Source organism: Streptomyces viridosporus T7A (assembly GCF_008704515.1).
Lineage (GTDB): Bacteria > Actinomycetota > Actinomycetes > Streptomycetales > Streptomycetaceae > Streptomyces > Streptomyces viridosporus.
This window is the reverse complement of sequence record NZ_CP023700.1, coordinates 3,778,783-3,797,881: the sequence shown is the minus strand read 5'-3', so window position 1 is coordinate 3,797,881 and position 19,099 is coordinate 3,778,783. Positions and strand designations below refer to the sequence as shown.

19 protein-coding genes and 1 pseudogene are annotated in these 19,099 nt (G+C 70.7%); 8 read left to right on the top strand and 12 right to left on the bottom strand.

The genetic code is table 11. The annotated features are described in order from the left end of the window. Positions 1–178: 178 nt before the first annotated feature. Positions 179–415 carry a hypothetical protein gene (locus CP969_RS17470; protein ID WP_016825795.1) on the bottom strand — a complete coding sequence of 79 codons (237 nt, stop codon included), beginning with the start codon at positions 413–415 and terminating at the stop codon, positions 179–181. Between the two features lie 160 nt (positions 416–575). Here CP969_RS17470 and CP969_RS17465 point away from each other — a divergent pair, with 160 nt between their 5' ends. From CP969_RS17465 to CP969_RS17450, 4 genes are all read left to right on the top strand, one after another. After that, positions 576–980, top strand: a complete 405-nt coding sequence (locus CP969_RS17465) for a hypothetical protein (RefSeq protein ID WP_016825796.1) — start codon at positions 576–578, stop codon at positions 978–980. A 224-nt stretch (positions 981–1,204) separates the two neighbouring features. After that, the gene (locus tag CP969_RS17460; protein WP_004986750.1) at positions 1,205–2,551 is read left to right on the top strand and encodes a TrkH family potassium uptake protein; all 1,347 of its coding nucleotides are present in this window, start codon (positions 1,205–1,207) and stop codon (positions 2,549–2,551) included. 25 nt (positions 2,552–2,576) lie between these two features. Further along, a complete protein-coding gene (locus tag CP969_RS17455; RefSeq protein ID WP_004986751.1) occupies positions 2,577–3,233 on the top strand; it encodes a potassium channel family protein in 657 nt (218 codons plus the stop codon). A 237-nt stretch (positions 3,234–3,470) separates the two neighbouring features. Continuing rightward, positions 3,471–4,238 (top strand): hypothetical protein, encoded by a 768-nt coding sequence (locus CP969_RS17450; RefSeq protein ID WP_016825798.1) that lies wholly within the window; start codon positions 3,471–3,473, stop codon positions 4,236–4,238. Between the two features lie 211 nt (positions 4,239–4,449). On the opposite strand, the gene CP969_RS17445 is transcribed toward CP969_RS17450, so the two are convergent. The 3 genes from CP969_RS17445 to CP969_RS17435 all read right to left on the bottom strand — a co-directional run bounded on the left by CP969_RS17445 (position 4,450) and on the right by CP969_RS17435 (position 6,066). Further along, a complete protein-coding gene (locus CP969_RS17445) occupies positions 4,450–4,653 on the bottom strand; it encodes a hypothetical protein (RefSeq protein ID WP_004986754.1) in 204 nt (67 codons plus the stop codon). A 155-nt stretch (positions 4,654–4,808) separates the two neighbouring features. Next, positions 4,809–5,129, bottom strand: a complete 321-nt coding sequence (locus CP969_RS17440) for a GYD domain-containing protein (RefSeq protein ID WP_004986755.1) — start codon at positions 5,127–5,129, stop codon at positions 4,809–4,811. Positions 5,130–5,367: 238 nt separating this feature from the next. Continuing rightward, positions 5,368–6,066 carry a hypothetical protein gene (locus CP969_RS17435; RefSeq protein WP_016825799.1) on the bottom strand — a complete coding sequence of 233 codons (699 nt, stop codon included), beginning with the start codon at positions 6,064–6,066 and terminating at the stop codon, positions 5,368–5,370. Positions 6,067–6,648: 582 nt separating this feature from the next. Between CP969_RS17435 and CP969_RS17425 the strand changes: the two genes are divergently transcribed. After that, a complete protein-coding gene (locus tag CP969_RS17425) occupies positions 6,649–7,698 on the top strand; it encodes a right-handed parallel beta-helix repeat-containing protein (protein WP_016825800.1) in 1,050 nt (349 codons plus the stop codon). A 331-nt stretch (positions 7,699–8,029) separates the two neighbouring features. Here CP969_RS17425 and CP969_RS17420 read toward each other — a convergent pair whose 3' ends face one another. Then, positions 8,030–8,836 carry a hypothetical protein gene (locus tag CP969_RS17420; protein WP_016825801.1) on the bottom strand — a complete coding sequence of 269 codons (807 nt, stop codon included), beginning with the start codon at positions 8,834–8,836 and terminating at the stop codon, positions 8,030–8,032. A 442-nt stretch (positions 8,837–9,278) separates the two neighbouring features. On the opposite strand from CP969_RS17420, the gene CP969_RS17415 reads away from it, so the two are divergent. Next, complete coding sequence (locus tag CP969_RS17415; protein WP_026085103.1) at positions 9,279–9,575, top strand: GYD domain-containing protein; 297 nt, start codon at positions 9,279–9,281, stop codon at positions 9,573–9,575. A gap of 218 nt (positions 9,576–9,793) precedes the next feature. Here CP969_RS17415 and CP969_RS17410 read toward each other — a convergent pair whose 3' ends face one another. The 3 genes from CP969_RS17410 to CP969_RS17400 form a co-directional block, all read right to left on the bottom strand. Beyond that, positions 9,794–11,485: a multicopper oxidase family protein gene (locus CP969_RS17410; RefSeq protein ID WP_016825803.1), complete on the bottom strand. Its 1,692-nt coding sequence runs from the start codon at positions 11,483–11,485 to the stop codon at positions 9,794–9,796. 282 nt (positions 11,486–11,767) lie between these two features. After that, positions 11,768–12,016 (bottom strand): hypothetical protein, encoded by a 249-nt coding sequence (locus CP969_RS17405; RefSeq protein ID WP_144055265.1) that lies wholly within the window; start codon positions 12,014–12,016, stop codon positions 11,768–11,770. 331 nt (positions 12,017–12,347) lie between these two features. Beyond that, on the bottom strand, positions 12,348–12,875 hold the full coding sequence (locus tag CP969_RS17400; RefSeq protein ID WP_016825805.1) for a hypothetical protein: 528 nt from the start codon (positions 12,873–12,875) through the stop codon (positions 12,348–12,350). A gap of 214 nt (positions 12,876–13,089) precedes the next feature. On the opposite strand from CP969_RS17400, the gene CP969_RS17395 reads away from it, so the two are divergent. Further along, a complete protein-coding gene (locus CP969_RS17395) occupies positions 13,090–13,956 on the top strand; it encodes an AraC family transcriptional regulator (protein ID WP_016825806.1) in 867 nt (288 codons plus the stop codon). Positions 13,957–14,223: 267 nt separating this feature from the next. Here CP969_RS17395 and CP969_RS17390 read toward each other — a convergent pair whose 3' ends face one another. After that, positions 14,224–15,111: a septum formation family protein gene (locus CP969_RS17390; protein ID WP_016825807.1), complete on the bottom strand. Its 888-nt coding sequence runs from the start codon at positions 15,109–15,111 to the stop codon at positions 14,224–14,226. Positions 15,112–15,263: 152 nt separating this feature from the next. Beyond that, positions 15,264–15,503 (bottom strand): annotated as a pseudogene (locus CP969_RS33860) (penicillin-binding transpeptidase domain-containing protein); the annotation flags it as partial. A 1,059-nt stretch (positions 15,504–16,562) separates the two neighbouring features. Here CP969_RS33860 and CP969_RS17380 point away from each other — a divergent pair. Continuing rightward, entirely contained in the window at positions 16,563–16,901 is a 339-nt protein-coding gene (locus tag CP969_RS17380) for a MerR family transcriptional regulator (RefSeq protein WP_016825809.1), read from the top strand. A 132-nt stretch (positions 16,902–17,033) separates the two neighbouring features. On the opposite strand, the gene CP969_RS17375 is transcribed toward CP969_RS17380, so the two are convergent. Continuing rightward, positions 17,034–17,438, bottom strand: a complete 405-nt coding sequence (locus CP969_RS17375) for a CBS domain-containing protein (protein ID WP_016825810.1) — start codon at positions 17,436–17,438, stop codon at positions 17,034–17,036. 46 nt (positions 17,439–17,484) lie between these two features. Then, entirely contained in the window at positions 17,485–18,975 is a 1,491-nt protein-coding gene (locus tag CP969_RS17370) for a DEAD/DEAH box helicase (RefSeq protein WP_016825811.1), read from the bottom strand. Positions 18,976–19,099 lie beyond the last annotated feature (124 nt).

Below are 19,099 nucleotides of genomic sequence, written 5' to 3'. Positions count from 1 at the left end.
GACCGGCCTCGACGGGCACGGCGGTGGGGCCCCGCGAGTGGGCGGTCCGCTCCTCCGTGTCCCCCGACGTCCACGACCGGCGGGCCGAGCGGGCGGGCCGCCCACGGCACCGGCGCGCCCTCCGGCTTCCGGGAGCGCATGAGCGCGACGTGCCGGCCCCGACCCGGTCACGGGCTCCTCAACCGCCGTCCTCCCGCTCGGAACGGTCCTCGCCCCTGGTCCCCGCCGCCACCCCCACGGCGGTGCCGGCCCCCACTCCCAGGGCCATTCCCAGGGCCAGACCGAGCCCGAGGTTGCCGAAGACGGTCAGCCCGAGCACCAACCCGAGCGCCGTACCGAGCGCCAGCCCCACCGATATGCCCGACGCCAGCGCCTTGTTGGCGGCCGCCCCACTGTTTCCGTCCTTGTTCTGCATACGGGCATCATCCTCGATGGCCGTCGCGGCCCGGTCGGTTTCCCGCCCGCACCCGCTCCCCGGCCGAGTACACGGCCCGCCCGCCCGTGGCCCGGGTACTCGGGTGGATCTGAGTACGTGCGCCCTGTCCGGCGGCGGGACGGGACGGAACGCTCGGACCATGAGTCAAGGACTGACGAAACCCGTTCACCCGCTGCTGTCGTTCCTCGTGCCGGCGGTGGTGACGTCGGCGCTGTGGGCCGCCTGGCTCGGCTGGGACCAGCACCGTGACGTGCACCCCGACGGTTCGACGACCGGCCCGTACGAGGCGTGGCAGGTGATCGGGCTGGTGCTGACCCTGCTGGTACCGGTGTACTGGGCGGCGTCCCGGCGCCACGTCGTGGGCGCGGTGCTCGGCACCACGGCCGGCCTGACCGCCGCCGCCTTCTACGACTGGTCGGACGACGGCAGCGGCCTCTTCGTCATCGGCGTGGGGATGGTCATGCTGGGCGGCCTCGCCGCGACCACCGCCGTCTCCGCCGTGATCGCCTCCGCGGCACGGCGCCGAGGACCCGCCGGGGCCTGACGGCACGTCTCGCCCCGGGCCACCTCGCCGATGTCCGTCGCGACCGACGGCGGCCCCGGGCCCGGACGACGCTCCCGTGCCGGGCAGCCCGCACACCAGCGGCCCCGCGGGCTTCGTCGGACACGGTCCGCGGACACCGCGACCGGGGCGCCCGCGAGGATGTTGGCTATCGTCGTGCGGTGCGGTCGATCGTGAACGGGGCCTTCCGTGAGGGTGGGGTGGCTGTGGTGAGCCGTTGGCGGCGGTTGCGTCCGCGGCATCCGGCCCAGTTCGTCGTCCTCGGATTCGCCGCGGCCATCCTGGTGGGCAGTGTGCTGCTGATGCTTCCGGCCGCGAAGGCGGGCCCCGGCGGAGCCACGGCGCTGGAGGCGGTGTTCACCTCCGCCTCCGCGGTGTGCCTGACCGGTCTGGTGGTGGTGGACACGCCCACCTACTGGTCCGGTTTCGGGCACGTGGTGATCCTGGCGCTCATCCAGGTGGGCGGCCTGGGCATCGTGACCTTCGCGTCCCTGCTGGTCATGCTGGTGTCCCGCCGGATGGGGCTGCGCGCACGCCTCACGGCGGCGGCGGAGACCAAAACCCTCGAACTGGGCGACGTGCGGGCGGTGGCCACCGGGGTGATCAAGGTCATTCTGCTGCTGGAGGCGATCACCGCACTGGTACTGACCCTTCGCTTCGGCCTGGCCTACGACAACTCCTGGCCGAGGGCACTGTGGCTGGGCGTGTTCCACTCCGTGTCCGCGGTCAACAACGCGGGCTTCGCGCTGTACACCGACAGCCTGACGGGCTTCACCACCGACTGGTGGATCTGCCTCCCCATCGCCTTCGCCGTCATCGCCGGCGGGCTGGGCTTCCCGGTCCTGTTCGAGCTGCGGCGCCGCTGGCGCCGGCCGCGGACCTGGTCCATGCACACCAGGATCGTGCTGTGGGCGAGCGGTGTCTTCCTCGTCGGCGGCAGCGTGTTCATCACGGCGCTCGAGTGGAGCAACCCCGCGACCCTCGGACCCCTGAGCGTGCCCGGGAAGCTGCTGGCCGGCTTCTTCCAAGGGGGGATGCCCCGCACGGCCGGGTTCAACAGCATCGACATCGGCGGGATGAGACCGGCGAGCTGGCTGGGCATGGACGTCCTGATGTTCATCGGCGGCGCGAGCGCCGGCACCGCGGGCGGTATCAAGGTGACCACCTTCGCCGTCCTGTTCTTCGCGATGTACGCCGAGGTGCGCGGCGAAGGCGCCGTGAACATCTTCCACCGGCGCCTGCACCGGGACACCCAGCGCCAGGCGCTGACCATCGTCCTGCTGTCGGTGGCCGTGGTCACCGCGTCGACGGTCGTCTTCATGGTGTTCACCGGAATCGACCTCGACCGGTCGCTGTTCGAGGTGATCTCCGCCTTCGCGACCACGGGCCTGTCCACCGGGATCACCGCCGGCCTGCCCGGCTTCGAGCAGTGCCTGCTCGTCGTCCTGATGTTCATCGGCCGGCTCGGCCCCATCACGATCGCCTCCGCGCTCGCCCTGCGCACCCGCGTCCGCATGTACGACCTCCCCGAGGAGCGACCCATCATTGGCTAGGAACCGCACCCGCAGGAACCGCCGCATGGCCCACGGCAACGCCGTGGTCGTCATCGGCCTGGGCCGCTTCGGCCGTGCCCTGGCACTGGAACTGGTCGGCGAGGACACCGAGGTCCTGGGCATCGACAGGGACGCCGAACTCGTCCAGTCCCTGTCCGGTTCCCTCACCCACGTGGTACGCGCCGACTCCACCAAGGAGGAGATCCTGCGCCAGCTGGCGGTCCACGAGTTCGACCGCGCGGTGGTCGCCATCGGCACCGACCTGGAGGCGAGCATCCTCACGGCCTCCCTGCTGGTCTCCTTCGGCATCCAGGACGTGTGGGCGAAGGCGGTCAGCGAAGCCCACGGCCGGATCCTCACCCAGCTCGGTGTGCACCACGTCGTCTATCCCGAGCACGACATGGGCCAGCGCGTCGCGCACCTCGTGCGGGGCCGCATGCTCGACTACATCGAGTTCGAGGACGACTTCGCCATGGTCAAGACCACCCCGCCCACCGACATCATCGGCGAACGGCTGGCCGACAGCGCCGTCCGCTCCCGCTACGGAGTGACCGTGGTGGCCATCAAGCGCCCCGGCGAGGGCTTCACCTACGCCACCCCCGAGACCGTCGTCGGATCCGAGGACACCCTCATCGTGGCCGGCCGCACACAGAAGACCGAACGCTTCAGCGACCTGCGCTGACCGCCCGGCGCTCCCCGCAGGGCGGACGGCGCGGCAACGAACGCGGAGCGTCTCGTCGTTCGGCCCCGGGGGAACCGCCTCCACCGATGCCGCGGGACGGCCCCTCCACCGAGCGGCGGACGTCCGGACGACGCCCGTACGAAGAACATGACGAGGAGGGCCAGGAGAGCGGACCGGGTAAGGTGGCGACCTTCGGACGGCGGAAGCCGTACGGAGTCCTCGAAGGCCGAGCCCCTCATGCATCTCGCCGACCGTCCCGCACGCCGCCGCCTCGACGCCGCCCTGGACGACCTCTCCGTCACCTTCCGCGGCATGACCGCACGCCCGGACGAACACAACTGCGAGTGCCACTGGGGCAGTCCGGAGGAACTCTCCCTCCTGAAGACGCCGGACGTGGAACTGGAGCCGGACCTCCTGCGCCGGGCCTGGCAGGCCACCGACTGGACCGACCACGCGGCCGTGCTGCGCCGCATCCTGCCGCAGTTCGCCAGGGTCCTGGTCGCCGGCCACGCGGAACCCCTGTTCGGACTGGAGGAGGCCGGACACTCCTTCGCCCGCGGCCACTGGCAGCAGTGGCCCGACGCGCACGCCGGTCCGGTCCGCGAGTTCCTGCACGCCTGGTGGGCGCAGAGCCTCACCGATCCGGACGCGGCCGTCCCGGCGCACCAGGTCCTCGCGATGTGTGCCGAGGCGTCCGGAACACTCGCCCCCTGGCTGGCCGACTGGGAGAAGCAGACCGGCCGCCTCAGCGACCGGCGCCTCATCGAGGCGGTCACGGAATGGGAGTACGAGCTCCTCGGGGACAGCCTGCCGTGGAGCGTCGACTGGTACGAGCACGACGAGAAGGAGACGCGCGCCGAACTGGTCGCCTGGCTCCTCGGCCACGCCGCGGCGCGGCTCCGCGAGGCGGGCGCACCGGCGGACCTGCAGCACCGGATACGGCTGCTCGGACTCACCGACGAGGACCGCTGGACGGATCCGCACTGGCCCGGCCACCGCTACTGACGACCGGCGGGCGCGACGACTCCCGCGGCCGCACGCCCCGTTCCGGCGCCCCCTCGGGGCCGACCGCGCACCCGGCGGCGGGTACGCACGCGCCCGCCGTCCCCCGAACACGACGAAGGACCGGCCCGGGAGGGGATCCCTCCTGAGCCGGTCCTTCCCTCCGTGCCCCCGACCCGCCGCCGTGCGCCGACGGCGAGGTCGGTCGCGCAGCTCAGGAGGGGTGGGACTCGCGTCTCCGGCGGTTCCTGACCACATGACGCAGCAGGAGCGCGGCACAGGCGACGAAGAACACCAGGCAGCCGAGGCGAACCCACGGTGCGCTGGCCGTACTGGCGGCCGACCACCCGAACCAGATCATGCACAGCACCATCCAGCCGGGGCTTTCGACGAGGGACCGCTCCCGGTGCTGAGACATGTACCGCTCCCTTCCTCCGAAACGTGATCATTCCACAGTGGGGTGCACGGTCCCTGCTCATGGCTGGGATCCTGGACGCGCGGTGGGCTTCGGAAGCGTCCGGCTCCAGAGGCGTTCGGCCACGAAGAGCAGCAGGTGTGGCCCCACCTCCGGGCTCACGCGCCGGGAGCCCGGAAGGCGACCTGCCGGCGGGCGGCCTCGTCGATCTCGTCGAGGGTGAGGAGAGGGGTGGCCCGGGTGCGGAGGGCTCCGCTGGCCTTGACGGTGAGGCCGACGGCGGCCATGGAGACCGGGTCGGGGAAGTCGACGATGAGCACGATGTCGTCCTCCCCGAAGGCGAAGTACATGGCCTCGACCTGCCCGCCGAGGCCGGTGACGACCTGTTCGACAGCGGCGTGACGGCCGCTCGCGCCTTCCTTGAGCAGCCCCTTGGTGCCCTCGGGCGTGTAGGTGGCCTGGATGAGGAACTTCGGCATAGGAATGCTCCCTGCCCATCGCTTGTCGGGTGTGCAAGGGACTTCCCGCTGTCGCAACGGCCGCTGCTCGCGGACGACCGGATTCACTCGTTGGAACCCGGGCCGGCCCTTCTCCCCGTGCCCGGCAGGACGCGGACCCGCGGCACCCGCGCTTCCGGTCCCGCCCGAACGGCCGGGAACGGGGCTGGACGGGACGGGGCCGAGACGGTGACGCGTGCCCTGCCGGTGACGCGTGCCCTCAGGCCGCCTCCCAACTGAAGCGGCCCTCCAACCGGTCGGGACTGAGGTAGGCGAAGCCGGCGCCGTACGCGAAGTTCAGGAAGTACGGTCCGTCGTCCTCCATGCCGCCGATCCGGAAGAAGAAGCGCCAGGGCGCCTCGACCCCGGCCCAGTCCGGATAGGCGGGCCTGCCCCCGAGGTGGCCGTGTACGCCGACGGCGCCGTGTCCCTCTTCCTCGGGGTCGCCAGGACCGCGCCCGGCCTCCTCCGGCACGGGCACCATGTCGATCCGGAACTGGACGGGCACCTGTTCGTCGTCGGGGCCGAAACGCCAGAGGGACCGCCCCTTCGTACCGGCCGCTCCGATGGTGGCGAACGCCGGGACGCGCCCTCCGGGCTGGATGAGCAGGACGGATTCGCCGTCTTCCGGGTCGCTCCCGCCGGTCTCGTAGTCGTCGTAGGACAGGAAGAGGTATGCCATGCGCCGCGGCTCGCCGACCTCCGCGGGGACGGGGAACTGCCCGATGAAGTCCAGCGGCTCCCCGGTGTCGGGGTGCACCGGCCAACAGGGTTCACCCAGCCATACGGGATCACCGCCCAGTTTCGCGACGGGCTCGGTGATGGGCTCCTCGACGGGGTGGAACGTCATCTGCAATCTGGGGAGGTACCCGGCGTCGTACGGGCCCTCGGCACCCTCGACAGGGCGTGGCAGCAGCATGCACGGACTTTAGCCGCCGACTCCGACGAACTCGTCGGCGTCTTCCCCCGGATCCCCGAGCCGGCGCCGTCGGCACCGGCGGGACGGGCCCTGCAGGTCGGCCCGCCCCGGGAGCATCCGAATCACTCACGGGGCGGTGCTGCCGGGGCGTCAATTCCCAGGGACGTGCGATGCCCTTCGCCGTACCCGGTGGTGTGCCGGTGAATGCGGCAAGAGGCGGCAAGAGGCGGTAAGAGGTCGAAGCCACGTCACCCTGGACCAGGCGATGCGGCCGTCCGCGTCCGCGTCCGTCTCCGCGCCCGCGTCCGCGTCGGCCTGACGGTCCGCAGGCTCGTGTCCCGGGTGTCCTCCGCCGACCGGCACCGGTGCCGCTCGCAGACGGGCCTCCACCTGCCGCACCGGGTCGGCGGGTCCCGCCACGGGATCCCGGTGCGCTCCCCGAAGAGGATGCCGTCGGGCACCCTGCGGCGGCGGAGCCGAGCAACAAACCCGATCGGTGGCTTTCTGTATCCATATGGTCGTCAAGAGTGGCGACACCGTGGAGTGGTCCATAGCGTCGGGTTCATGAGGAAACGTCAGACTATGTACCTTAGTTGCGCCATCGCGCCCCTCGTCGTCGGCGCGGGCGCCCTCGCTCCGGCCGCCTCCGCCCAGAACGAACTCGAGGAAGTGGTCCGTCCGGGCCAGTCCATCCAGAAGGCCATCGACGCGGCCAGACCCGGAGCCACCATCGTCCTGACGCGGGGCACCTACCGCGGAAGCGTCACGATCACCAAGGAGCTGTCCCTCCGAGGTGCGGGTGAGCAGACCGTGATCGTGCCCGGAACGGACGAGGAGGCGCAGAGCGCGTGCGCCAAGGCGGGGGACGGCATCTGTGTCACCGGTACGGACGAACACCCCGTCACCGGAGCGCGGATCCAGTCGCTGACCGTCAAGGGGTTCAAGAGGAACGGTGTCTCGGCCACGCGCACCGACCGACTGGACGTCCAGCGGGTGACCGCCCGGGACAACGGCCAGTGGGGCATCGCGCAGGATCGTTCCACCCGCGCCTCGTTCCGCCACAACACCGCAAGCGGCAACGGCGACGCCGGGCTCTACACGGCCAACGTGTTCGAGGCCGACGCGGAGAGCAAGACCCTCGACACCCGCGGCACGGTGATCAGCGGCAACCGCCTGACGGGCAACCGGATCGGCATGACCACCCGCCGGCTCAGGAACCTCACCGTCGAGCGCAACGTCGTCACCGGCAACTGCGCGGGTGTCTTCGTCGTGCTGCCGCGCACGGTGGGCGACCTGACCATCCGCCGCAACGCGGTCTACGAGAACAACGAGTACTGCCCCGCCTCCGCGCGCCTGCCCCACCTCCAGGGGGTCGGCATCGCCCTCGTCGGCACGGAGAAGGTGCTGGTGACGCAGAACGCGGTCCACGACAACGTGGGTGACTCACCGTACTCCGGCGGGATCGTCGTGTTCGGCAGCATGGACGGCGTCGCCAATGAGCGGAACGTCATCCGCGACAACCTCGTGCTGGGCAACCGGCCGGCGGACCTGGCCACCCGCGACGACAAGGAGAAGGGCAACAAGTTCATCAACAACGTCTGCCAGAGCTCCGAACCGGCCGGCTCGTGCTGACCGGCCGGGCAGCGGCGGCCCGGGACAGCCGTTTTCCGGGCAGCCGTCTCCGGGGCAACCGTCTCCGGGGGATACCGGCGCGATGACGACACCGCCTCGGGGCCTTGATCCGAGGTGCTGGGGGAGCGGCGTCGGACTCCGCTGAAGAGGGCGCCGAGCGGACGTGGTGGCACGTGTGCGGCATGGCGCCCGGAACGGCGAAGGGCCGGCCCGGGAGGAGTCCCCTCCCGGGCCGGCCCTTCCCTCGTGCCACGGACGGCGGCCCAGGGGGAAGCCGGGCACGCATCAGCAAGGCGCAGGGGCCCTCCACCTGCTGACCGTGGGGTGCGGCTCAGTGGTCGTCGCGGATGGTGGTCGCGATGCCGTTGCTGATCACGACCTCGGCGCTGAAGCCCTTCTTGGCCGCCGCCTCCAGTTCGGCCTCGGTGCACTCGGTACCGCCCTGGCCGCCTTCACCCGTGTTCGCGTCACCGCAGATGTCACCGTAGCCCCAGATCTCGGTCTCCTCGGAGACGAAGAACTGCTGCTCGACGCCCTTCAAGTCGGAGACCGTGTATGTGCCCGGCGCCAGGTAGGAGACGTTGCCGAACCAGGTTCCGTTGACGCCCTTGCCCTTGTCGATGCCCTCGACGACGGTCTCGCCGGAGCCGGAGCCCGAACCGGAGGACCCGGAACCCGCCCCGGAACCGGAGTCCTGCGGGGCGGCACGCCGCTCGGTCACCAGGGTCGCGATGCCGTTCGCCATCTCCACGTCGGCGCTCACGGCGCCCTTCTGGGTGGCCGCCTCCAACTGGTCCAGCGTGCAGGGCGCGTCCACCCTGGCCCCCGCCTCGCCGCAGATCGTGCCGGCGCCGTAGACCTCGGTGTCGTCGGCGACCAGGAACTGCTGGTCGCCCTTGCCCGGTACGGACACGAGGTACTTGCCCGGGGCGAGACGGGTGACCTTCCCGTTCTTGAACGAACCGCTGACGCCCTTCGCGTCCTTGGAGCCCGACGCGTTCTCCGCGACCACCGCCGTCCCCGTTCCGCTCTTGCCGGACGAGCTGTCGTCGGTGCCGTTCTGGCACGCCGTCATCAGCAGCCCGGCGGTGATCGCGGCGGTGGCGACGACGGCCTTGCGCAGGTGGCGGTTCATCATGGGAGGTTCCTTCCGGGTGGGGGGTGGTGGGGACCGGCGGTGCTCTCCGCCGATTTCCCTCTCTGTGTCGACTATGAGGAGCCCCGGAGCCCGCAGGTCGCGCCCGTCTTCCTTCCAGAACGCCGTCATGACGCAGCCGTGACACGGCAACACATCGGTTGTGGACGGCGGTTCGTCGACGCGCCGCCTTGCGTCGCACGGGCACCTGCGCGTGCCCGACCGTCCCACCGAGGCCGCTCACCGGCACTCGCCCCCGGCCGGAGGCCGGCGGCCCCGACGACGTCCGGACCTCGGTTTCCCCCAGGCCCCGGCACGGGCCCGGCGGGACCCGGCACGACCTCTTCGTCTGCCGCTGCTCGTTCGGGCGCACACCTTGTGCGGGTTTCAGTCGTGATGTCCAGGATTGACCTCGCGATGTGTTCCCTCAAGAAGGTGAAAGACCATGCCGACATATGTCGCTTTGCTGAACTGGACCGATCAAGGGATCCGGCACTACAAGGACACCGCGAAGCGTGCCGAGGCCTTCGCCGCAGCGGCGCAGAAGCTCCAGGCGAAGCTCCTGAACCTCTACTGGACCATCGGTTCGTACGACCTCGTGGCCATCGTCGAGGCACCCGACGACGAGACCGCCACCGCGGCGCTCCTGCAGCTCGGCGGAGTGGGCAACGTCCGTACGACGACCCTGCGGGCCTTCGGCCGGGAGGAGATGGACCGCATCATCGCCAAGGCCGCCGACTGAGGGCACGGCGGCCTTCCTCCTGGCGTCCCGGGCAGGATCCGCACCTGCGGAACCCGCTTCGGGAGTTCGGTCCGAGCACGCTCCGGCCGCCGCGCCGACTGGCGCGACGGCCGGACAGGGGCGCTGGTGCACGCCGCCGTCGGTGGGGTCCGCCCCGAGCGACGGCACCCGTCTCGCCCGGTGACGCGGCCCCCCCCGACGGGACGGCGGCGTGGCTCCTAGTAGCCGAGCGTCGTCATCATCCCGGACTCCGAGTGGTAGACGTTGTGGCAGTGCAGCATCCACAGTCCTGGGTTGTCCGCGTCGAAATCGGCCACCAGCTTGCGGTGCGGCAGCACCACGGACGTGTCCTTGCGGGCACCGGGGGAGCCGGTGTCGGCCAGGCCGTAGGTGTGGCCGTGCAGATGGACGGGATGCCACATGTCCGTGCCGTTGAAGACGATCAACCGCACCCGCTCACCGCGTTCGATCCTGTGGATGCGGTCCGGCGAATAGGGCCTGTGGTCGATGCCCCAGTCGAATTTCTTCATGCCGCCGGTCAGGGTGAGCTTGATCTGACGGTCGGGTTTGCGCCGGTCCAGGGCCACGGATTCGTGCGGCTGCAGCCGTTCGGCCGAAACCAGCACGTTCCGGTTCAGCTCCGCCGGGCGCGCGGACGGTTTCGGCGTGGCGCCGTGGCCCGCGCGCAGGACGGCCATCGCCGACCCGCCCTTCCCCTCGGCGAGCGCGGTGAACGGGAAGACCCCGCTCTTCACGGTGATGATCACGTCGTACCGCTCGGCCATGCCCAGGAGCAGCGAGTCGACCTCGTGGTGCTGCACGGGAAAGCCGTCGCTGTGGGTGACGGTGAGCCGGTGGTCCCCGAGCGCCACCCGGAACGCCGTCTCGGCGGCCGCGTTGATGATGCGCAGCCGGATGCGTTCGCCGGGCTTGGCCTTGAACTGCGCGGGGTCGACCGCGGTCCGCCCGTTGATCAGGTAGTGCGGGTAGTCGATGCTGCCCGCGTGACCGCCGAGCAGTTTGCTGACGGCGTGCTTCATCACCCGGTAGGTGTCCTTGCCACCGTGCGGCGCCGAGGAGTCGTCGTCCTGGTGACTCGGCGTATGGCCCCGGGGCGGCCCCTGTCCGACGTCGATCCCTCCCCGGGGGTGGGAGGGCGGGTTGTCACGTTCCCGCTCGTCACGGGCGTCGGGGTCGTCGTCGTGACCCGGGCCGTGCCCCATCGCGGGTTTGCCCTTGCGGAGCTGCGCGAACACGTCCTCCGGAGTCGCGCCGTTCACCCCGTCGAGCCAGTCGTCGAGCATGATGACCCACTCCCGGTCGTAGGAGAGGGGCTCACGGGGGTCGTCCACGATCAGTGGCGCGTAGAGGCCGCTGTCGAGCTGCAGGCCCAGATGCGGGTGGAACCAGTACGTGCCGGGGTCCGGGACGTGGAAGCGGTACGTGAACGACGTGCCCGTGGTGATCGGCCGCTGCGTCACGTGCGGCACGCCGTCCATGTCGTTGCGCACGGCGATGCCGTGCCAGTGGATCGTGGTGGCTTCCGGCAGGTGGTTGTTCAGGGTCAGCTTGAGCGTGTCACCTGCGGTGATGCGGATCTCGCGGCCGGGCAGCTCGTCGTTGTACGTCCACGTCCTGACGGTGTGGCCGCCCCCCAGGTCGGCCGTGCCGGGGGTGGCCGTGAGGGTCAGTTCCCGTGTCGGCCCTTCGGGGCCCGGAGTCTTCGCGGGCCGTGCCTGCGTGCCGTCCTGCGGAGCGGCGGAATGCGCGGGGCCCGGAGCCCCCTCGCGGCGGTCCGGTGTGCCGTTCGAGCAGGCGGCGAGCAGGCCGGATCCCGCGGCGGCGATCCCGGCACCGAGCACGGCGCGGCGGGGGTGAGAGGTCTGACGGTTGCGTTCCTGGCTGAACATGGCCCTCCGGTCGGTCGCACACGTACCCACCCCTGCCCGGAGAGGCCTCGAGTGGGGTTGGACGCAGCACGATTCAGCATGCAGCATGACTTACTGAATATCTGGTACATCCCGATTTGTCGCCTGTGACGATCCGGGGTTCCCCCGCCGCGCGAGTGTGGCTGCATGGCTGGTCAGAGCGGGGTGACGTGGTTTCAGGTTCACTGGTTCGGCCGCTGCCTGGTCGGCGTAGCGCTTCTCCTCGAACCCGATCGGGCTGGGACGGCCGAGCTGTTCCCACGGTCACGTCGTGGGACAGGGGTGACGCACCGGACGCCGAGGAGCGAATTCCACGCGGGGCTCGTGGGAGCCGACCGCCCGGTGGACCGGGAATTCGGCGAACGGACCGCACGTGTTGTTCATACGCAGGTCCGGCAGGGCGAACCGCCGGAAGTCGACCACGGTTGTGTCCGGGACGCCGACGATCGACTCGTCGCCGCGGAGCGGGGGCAGGGGGTGCGGGGTCAGAGGCAGACGGTCGGGCTGCTTCATGGGCCGCAGTCTGCCGGCGGGGCGCGGGCGCTTGTGCATCTGCCGTGAACAGCCCCCGCCAAGACGCCGGCCGGGTGGTCGCCGGGCGGAGCCGGTCCAGGCTCTCAGCGGGGGAAGCCGCGGAGCGTCGGGACCGACCGGGGAGCCGAGCTGGGCAAACGGCGGCTCCGCCGTCCCTCCGGGCCGGTCTTTCCCCACCGTGCCCCCGCCGTTCCCCGATCGATCCGGTGCACCTGTGGTGCGCTCGACCATGAACGCGGATCGTCCCTGACCAGCCGGCAGGGTGCCGGCACGTGTGAGTGCTGCGGTCATGTCCACCGGGAGCACCCGATCAGGACGCCTCCATCGACGCCCGTGCCACTTCGACGAACCGTTCCAGGCACCGCAGGTAGGCCGTCTGAGCATCGCCGAAGCGGGAACGTGCGTCCGCATCACCGCAGGTGATGTGCCACAGGCACCGGTTGGTCCTCGATGCCGCGTCCAGGACGGCCTGAGCCGCTTCGGCGGTGAGGGACGGTCCTTCCAGGACGGCGACACGGACGCTGTGCATGAGGGGGTCATGGGCCTCGCGCAGCTCCGAACGCAGTTCCTCCAAGCGCGTCAACTGCTGGTCCGGATCGGCGATCCGGTGGAACGCGTCCATGGCTCTCCGGTACAGCTCGCCGATGACGTGGGCGTGTTCCATCACCTCCAGGTACGCGGCCCGCCGCGACTCGCGTACCCGTTCCCGGTGTTGGGCCTGCACGGAAGCCTCGGCCTGGACCCGGGCGGCTCGCACGTTCCCCAGGTTGGTCACCCAGCTCGCGAACACGGCCGTACCGCCGGTCAAAGCCGCGACCCACACCGCGCTGTCCCCCATGACGGTCAGTGTCTGCGGGCTCCCGGCCCTTGTCGAGGGCCCTCGGCGGCACGTGTGCGGTTGGACCACCGAGCGAAGCGTCCGGCCCGTGTGAACGTCGTGCCCGGTGGCGGAAAGCGGAGACCGACCGTGCACGATCTGATCGGGCACAGGATGTCGGGTCGGGAAGAGGGTCCGCTTCCTAGCGTGGTGGTCGTAGGGAAGGAGACCGGACGTGCTGGAGCGTCTCAACCAGAGCCTGGAGTACATCGAACACCGCCTCGACCAGGAGGTCGACGTGACCGAGTTGGCGCGCATCACGGCCACCTCGGAGTACCACCTGCGTCGGATGTTCTCCGCGCTCGCGGGCATGCCGCTGTCGGAATACGTACGGCGCCGTCGGCTCACTGTCGCGGGTGCCGAGGTGCTCGCGGGGCAGGAGTCGCTGCTGGAGATCGCGGTGCGGTACGGCTACGGCTCGGGCGAGGCGTTCGCCCGGGCGTTCCGTGCCATGCACGGCATCGGGCCGGGCGAGGCCCGGCGCACCGGTGCCGCGCTCGTCTCCCAGCCCCGGTTGGCCTTCCGTCTCACCGTCGAAGGGAGCAGCAGCATGCGTTACCGCGTAGTGGACAGGCCGAACTTCAGCGTCGTCGGGCTCAAGGCCCGGGTGCCGCTGGTGCACACGGGACCGAACCAGGCGATCATCGACTTCGTCCGCGGGATCGACCCGCGGGTGCTGGAGCGTCTGGAGGAGCTGTCCGACCAGGAGCCGCAGGGCATCGTCGCGGTCTGCGACGATCTGGACCCGAGTCGCGCCGAGGGCACCGAACTCGACTACTACCACGGGGTGATCACGTCAGCGGCCGCCCCCGAGGGCACCACGGCGCTTACCGTCCCGGCCGGCGCCTGGGCGGTCTTCACCACCTCCGGACCGGCGCCGCAGGCCATCCAGGAACTGTGGCGGGACGTGTTCACCCAGTGGTTCCCGTCCAATCCGTACCGGAGCCGCCCCGGCCCCGAGATCCTGCGCACCCGCCTGTCCCCGGACGGGACCGAAGCCGATGCCGAGCTGTGGCTCCCGGTGGAGCGGGACCGGAGCTGAACACGACGCCGAGCTCATGGCTGTGGGTCCGTGCCTGAGCGCTTCAGGTGGCCGGAGGTGACCGACTGCGGCACGCGGTAGGGCCGGCCCGGGAGGAAACCCCTCCTGAGCCGGCCCTTTTCCCTGTGCCCGCGGCAGGATTCGAACCCGGAGCCGGATGCGGCCAACGAGGGGCGGACCCCCTCCCCGGCGGCGTCGGGACCGGACGGGTCCCGGGAAGCGGGGCCGGGTCCTCGACGGACACGGCCCCGCTCACCCGACGGGGCGTCAGCCCGCCCAGACCTCGGCCTCGTCGGCCGGAACGGTGGTGGCCAGGCCCAGTTCCTTGCGGGCGGCGACCGACTCGTTCGGGTCGATGCCGTCGAACGCCGGGTCGTAGGCGACGTAGAACGCGTCGGCGTCGGCGGCGCTCGCGGCCTTCTTCCAGTTCCCGGCCGCCTTCGTCAGCGTCGCGCGGAGCTTGCCGACCTCGGTGCCCTCGATGCCCTCCAGGCCCTTCACGTGTGCGTCGAGGGCGGCCGCGACGGCCTTGGCCTGCGCCTTGTAGCCGGCCAGGTCGTCCTCGACGGTGTCCTTCTCGGGCTGGTTCGCCCACAGGGCCTCGTAGACCGCGTTCGAACCCTCGAGGTACGTGGTCTGCTCGGGCTTGAGGGACTTCGCGGTGTCCAGCGAGCCCTTGAACGTGCCCTTCTCCGAGGTGTAGGTGCAGCTCACCGCGCGGTCGCCCGTCGCCCAGCTCTCCTTGGTCGGGGTGTAGTAGAAGAGGCTGACGCCCTTGGGGAGCGCCCAGGTGTCCGGGGCGTACTTCTGCGCCTCGACCGGGCAGCGCTCGTCCGCGATCGCCGAGACCCCGTCGTCGCCGGGGTACTCCTTGCCCTCGTCGATCGCGAACTCGCCGACGACCTGGCCCTCGTGCGCCTCGTCGCAGGGCACGATCTCGACGGCGTACGCCGTCCCCTCGGCCTTGCCGTTCGGGTTGTAGCAGTCGCCGACGTCCAGCGAGAACACCGAGCGCTGACGCGCCACCTTCTTCGCGCCGTCCTTGGCGCTGTCGACGGCGTCGGAGACCTCCGAGCACCCCACCGCGCCGATCGCGAGCAGGGCGACAACGGCGGATATGCCGCGAAGGGAACGGTGCGGGGCACGGATTGCCATGACGTGTACATCCTCTTATCTGATCTTTATGAGGGGCGCGCGCATCGTATGCCATTGCTGTGGTCCGGTGACGCGGAGGCCCTCACCTCATCGCGGCGTCTCTGACTCACGACGGGCCGCGAAGGTTGTATCCGGGCCCCTCGCAGGGGGAGCTGCCTCAGCTTTCCGTCGTTGGCCGGCGCGGCGGTGACCATGGCCATCTGCATCGGCGTGCTGGCGAGGCCGCCCTGTCCCATGCCGGTGAGCGCGGTACCGGGCACGTCGAGGTTCTCGGGGCAGAGGCTCCCGGTGGCGAGCAGGTCGCCGAAGTCGTCGGAGTGGACGTCCTCTTTGAAGCCGAACTTCTCGGCCATCTCCCGCAGTTCGTCCTGCCCCGGTTCGGATGCGACGTCTCGGCAGGATGCGAACCCGCGACACCCGCTTGAGGAGTTCTCTCAGGTCAAGGCCCTGACCCGGGTGAACGCTGCCTCGAGTGCGTCTGGCCCGGGAAAGCCTGCGAACACGCTTCAGTGGTTTTCGCGTGTTCGCAGGCCTTCCCGGCCTCCTGTGTGCCGGATCCGTCCTGGCGGGTCTCCTCCCCGAGGACGACCGTCGAGCTCGTGCAGGGGCCCGCCCGGCTTGGCTTCAGGGCGACGGCAAAGGCGCGCTCGGCGGACCGACGTCGGGTGCGGAGCCCGGAGTCGTGCGCCTATGGCGTGGGGTGGCCAGCGGATTCGCCCCAGGGGTACGGACGGGGCGGTGGCACGCGTCGGTCGTGACCCCTGTCGGCCCCGCCGTGTCAGCACGCCGGCCGTGCCGGCCGTGCGACCGGCGCGGCCTCGAGGGCAGGGATGCAGCCGGTGACGTCGTCGCGGCGGCCGTGCGACGGGGGCGGTCGCCGTTCCGACGCGTCATGCCCCGGCCGAAACCGAGCGGCTGCGGCACACGGGTGCTGGCGGAGGACCTTTCACTCGCACGGGCTGAAATCTGTCGTGACTGCTGTAGACATGCACGCGCGATGAGGTTAGCTTGTCTGTTGTAGCCAGGAAGTCAGTGAGGCGTGGCAGACACGAACTGCCCGCACGGAGAAAGAGGTTCTGGCACGGCGGTGGAGTGGTGGGGCCAAAGAGGGTTTCGGGTCCCCCCGCTGATCGCCGGGCCCGGTGGCCACAGGAGGGCTGCCGACAGTACGCAGGAGTGAGAGGTTCGTCAGAAGGAAGAGAGAAGGAGGAGGACGCCATCAGGATCGCCCGGGCAGGAAGGGTCCGCCCGGGTACCGCAGGCCCCGGAACGGAAGGTGGTCCCACGGTCACGCATCCGCGATCCCCGCACTCTCCGCCCCCCGTCGGGGGCCGGTGCGGAAACAGCAGGCCGGTATCGTAGAAGTCCGGTCGATGGTGTTACAAATCCCTCGGGGCCTTGGTGCCGTACGGCACCAAGGCCCCTCGACGCATTCCCCATCAGAGGTGCAGATGACCACAGACACACCGCTCGACCGGATCGACGACGACGACTACCCCGCTTACACCATGGGACGAGCGGCGGAGATGCTCGGTACCACGCCCGCCTTCCTGCGGGCCCTCGGTGAGGCCCGATTGATCACGCCCCTGCGCTCCGAGGGCGGCCACCGCCGCTACTCCCGGTATCAGCTGCGCATCGCCGCCCGCGCCCGGGAGATGGTCGACCAGGGCACCGCCATCGAGGCGGCCTGCCGCATCATCATCCTGGAAGACCAACTGGAAGAAGCCCGGCGCATCAACGAAGAACTGCGACGCGGTGAGACCGGGTCCAGCCACAAGACGGACGCCTGACCCGCACCCGCACGGCGGGCGGCGGCCCACCGGGCCCGCGGCCGGCAGCCGATCAGGCCGGCCACCGAGTCTCAGACACCACGCACGACGCCTCACCAGGGGAAGGGAAGGGGCCGACCGTGGTGGGGCGGTTCAGCGGGAGAGGGCGACGACGCCCAGGGCGTTGCCGTGCTCGTCGACCACGGGCAGGGCCCCGAGCCGCCGGTGGCGCATCACGTGCTCGGCTTCGGCCACCGTGGTCAGCGGTGAGGCGAAGGGTCCGTCGTTGTCGGAGATGTCGCGCAGGCGGAGCCGGTCGGTGTATCCGAAACCGTCCCGCACGGCGGTGAGCCGGGCCTGGGTGACCAGGCCGGTGTACTGGCCGTCCTCGTCACAGACGACGAGGTGACCCGTGCGGGCGGCGGCCATGACGGACAGCGCCACCTCGACGGTCATGGTGTCCCAGACCTGAGGCCCGGCCGGGTCCATGGCATCGGCGACCGTCCTGGGCACGGTGTTGGTGCTGGTTGAGCGGGAATGCATCTGGACCAGCGTCAAGAGGTGCCTCCTGCAGAGATGTGTCAGTTTCCTGATCAAGACGGTTCTAGGCCGCGTCGGAGACGGACCGTCGTGCGGGCGCGCGCCGGGTCGTCGAGGCGGGGCGGCGCCGACCGCGTGAGGGGGCGCCGCGCTTGGGGCGTTCGGCCACCGGTGCGGTGATGACGACCGGGATGCCGGAGGGGGCCTGGGCGCCGGTGATGCGGTGCAGGGCCTCCGCGCCCGCGCGGACCTGGGTGGTGTGCGGGACGATACCGGCCAGTGCCATGAGACGGGTCATGGCACGGCGCTGGTTCGGGGTGACCAGGGTGACGACGCTGCCGGACTCGCCGGCGCGGGCCGTGCGGCCGCCGCGGTGGAGGTAGTCCTTGTGGTCGGTCGGGGGGTCGACGTTGACGACCAGGTCGAGGCTGTCGACGTGAATGCCGCGCGCGGCGACGTTGGTCGCCACCAGCACGTTGACGTGTCCGTTCTTGAATTGCGTCAGCGTACGGGTGCGCTGCGGCTGCGACTTGCCCCCGTGGAGGGAGGCGGCCCGCACCCCGCTGTTCAGGAGGTGCTCGGTGAGGCGGTCGACGGCGTGCTTGGTGTCCAGGAACATGATCACGCGGCCGTCGCGTGCGGCGATCTCGGTGACGGCCGCGTGTTTGTCGGCGCCGTGGACGTGGAGCACATGGTGCTCCATCGTCGTGACCGCGGCGGCCGACGGATCGACGGAGTGCACGACGGGGTCGCTCAGGTAGCGGCGCACGAGCAGATCGACGTTGCGGTCGAGAGTGGCGGAGAACAGCATGCGCTGACCCTGAGGACGAACCTGGTCGAGCAGGGCGGTGACCTGCGGCATGAAGCCCATGTCGGCCATCTGGTCCGCCTCGTCGAGGACGGTGACCACGACCTGGTCCAGTCGACAGTCGCCGCGTTCGATGAGGTCCTTGAGGCGTCCGGGGGTGGCGACGACGATCTCGGCGCCGCGGCGCAGCGCGCCGGCCTGCCTGCTGATCGGCATCCCTCCTACGACCGTCGCCAGGCGCAGCTTCACGGAGCGGGCGTACGGCGTGAGCGCGTCGGTGACCTGCTGCGCCAGCTCACGCGTCGGTACGAGGACCAGCCCCAGCGGCTGCCCGGCCTCGGCGCGCTGCCCGGCCGTACGGGCCAACAGGGCCAGCCCGAAGGCGAGGGTCTTGCCGGAACCGGTGCGCCCCCGGCCGAGGACGTCCCGGCCGGCGAGGGAGTTCGGCAGCGTCGCGGCCTGGATCGGGAACGGTGCGGTCACGCCCTGTGAGTCGAGCGCGGCCAGCAGCTCCGTGGGCATGTCGAGATCGGCGAAGCTCGCCGCGGCGGGCAGCGCCGGGGTGATCGTCTTCGGGAGGGCGAACTCACCCTGCGAGGCGGCGGGGCGGCGGCCGTGACCGTGGGAACGAACCGGTCCGCCGGAGCGGCCCGAGGACGACGAGCCGAACCGTTTGCCGTTCTTCCCGGGGGCGGTGCTGCCGTTCCGAGTGCGGGCGAAGCGGTCGTTCGTGCGTGTGCGGTTCATGCGGGACCTTCCTTGATGCGGCACATGTCAAGGAATTCCCGCAGCAGTGCGCAGCATGGAGAATTGCAAGAACGGGCCGAGTGGGGCACGAAAACAAATCGTGCGCCAAAATGTGATTGAGGGG

Excerpts from the sequence above, each read along its gene's own strand:
- CP969_RS17465 (WP_016825796.1), top strand. The coding sequence starts at position 576 with ATGAGTCAAGGACTGACGAAACCCGTTCACCCGCTGCTGTCGTTCCTC.
- CP969_RS17450 (WP_016825798.1), top strand. The coding sequence starts at position 3,471 with ATGCATCTCGCCGACCGTCCCGCACGCCGCCGCCTCGACGCCGCCCTG.
- CP969_RS17380 (WP_016825809.1), top strand. The coding sequence starts at position 16,563 with ATGACCACAGACACACCGCTCGACCGGATCGACGACGACGACTACCCC.
- CP969_RS17390 (WP_016825807.1), bottom strand. The coding sequence starts at position 15,111 with ATGGCAATCCGTGCCCCGCACCGTTCCCTTCGCGGCATATCCGCCGTT.
- CP969_RS17435 (WP_016825799.1), bottom strand. The coding sequence starts at position 6,066 with ATGCTGCTGCCACGCCCTGTCGAGGGTGCCGAGGGCCCGTACGACGCC.
- CP969_RS17400 (WP_016825805.1), bottom strand. The coding sequence starts at position 12,875 with ATGGGGGACAGCGCGGTGTGGGTCGCGGCTTTGACCGGCGGTACGGCC.
- CP969_RS17410 (WP_016825803.1), bottom strand. The coding sequence starts at position 11,485 with ATGTTCAGCCAGGAACGCAACCGTCAGACCTCTCACCCCCGCCGCGCC.
- CP969_RS17415 (WP_026085103.1), top strand. The coding sequence starts at position 9,279 with ATGCCGACATATGTCGCTTTGCTGAACTGGACCGATCAAGGGATCCGG.
- CP969_RS17420 (WP_016825801.1), bottom strand. The coding sequence starts at position 8,836 with ATGATGAACCGCCACCTGCGCAAGGCCGTCGTCGCCACCGCCGCGATC.
- CP969_RS17440 (WP_004986755.1), bottom strand. The coding sequence starts at position 5,129 with ATGCCGAAGTTCCTCATCCAGGCCACCTACACGCCCGAGGGCACCAAG.
- CP969_RS17425 (WP_016825800.1), top strand. The coding sequence starts at position 6,649 with ATGTACCTTAGTTGCGCCATCGCGCCCCTCGTCGTCGGCGCGGGCGCC.
- CP969_RS17455 (WP_004986751.1), top strand. The coding sequence starts at position 2,577 with ATGGCCCACGGCAACGCCGTGGTCGTCATCGGCCTGGGCCGCTTCGGC.
- CP969_RS17370 (WP_016825811.1), bottom strand. The coding sequence starts at position 18,975 with ATGAACCGCACACGCACGAACGACCGCTTCGCCCGCACTCGGAACGGC.
- CP969_RS17445 (WP_004986754.1), bottom strand. The coding sequence starts at position 4,653 with ATGTCTCAGCACCGGGAGCGGTCCCTCGTCGAAAGCCCCGGCTGGATG.
- CP969_RS17470 (WP_016825795.1), bottom strand. The coding sequence starts at position 415 with ATGCAGAACAAGGACGGAAACAGTGGGGCGGCCGCCAACAAGGCGCTG.
- CP969_RS17405 (WP_144055265.1), bottom strand. The coding sequence starts at position 12,016 with ATGAAGCAGCCCGACCGTCTGCCTCTGACCCCGCACCCCCTGCCCCCG.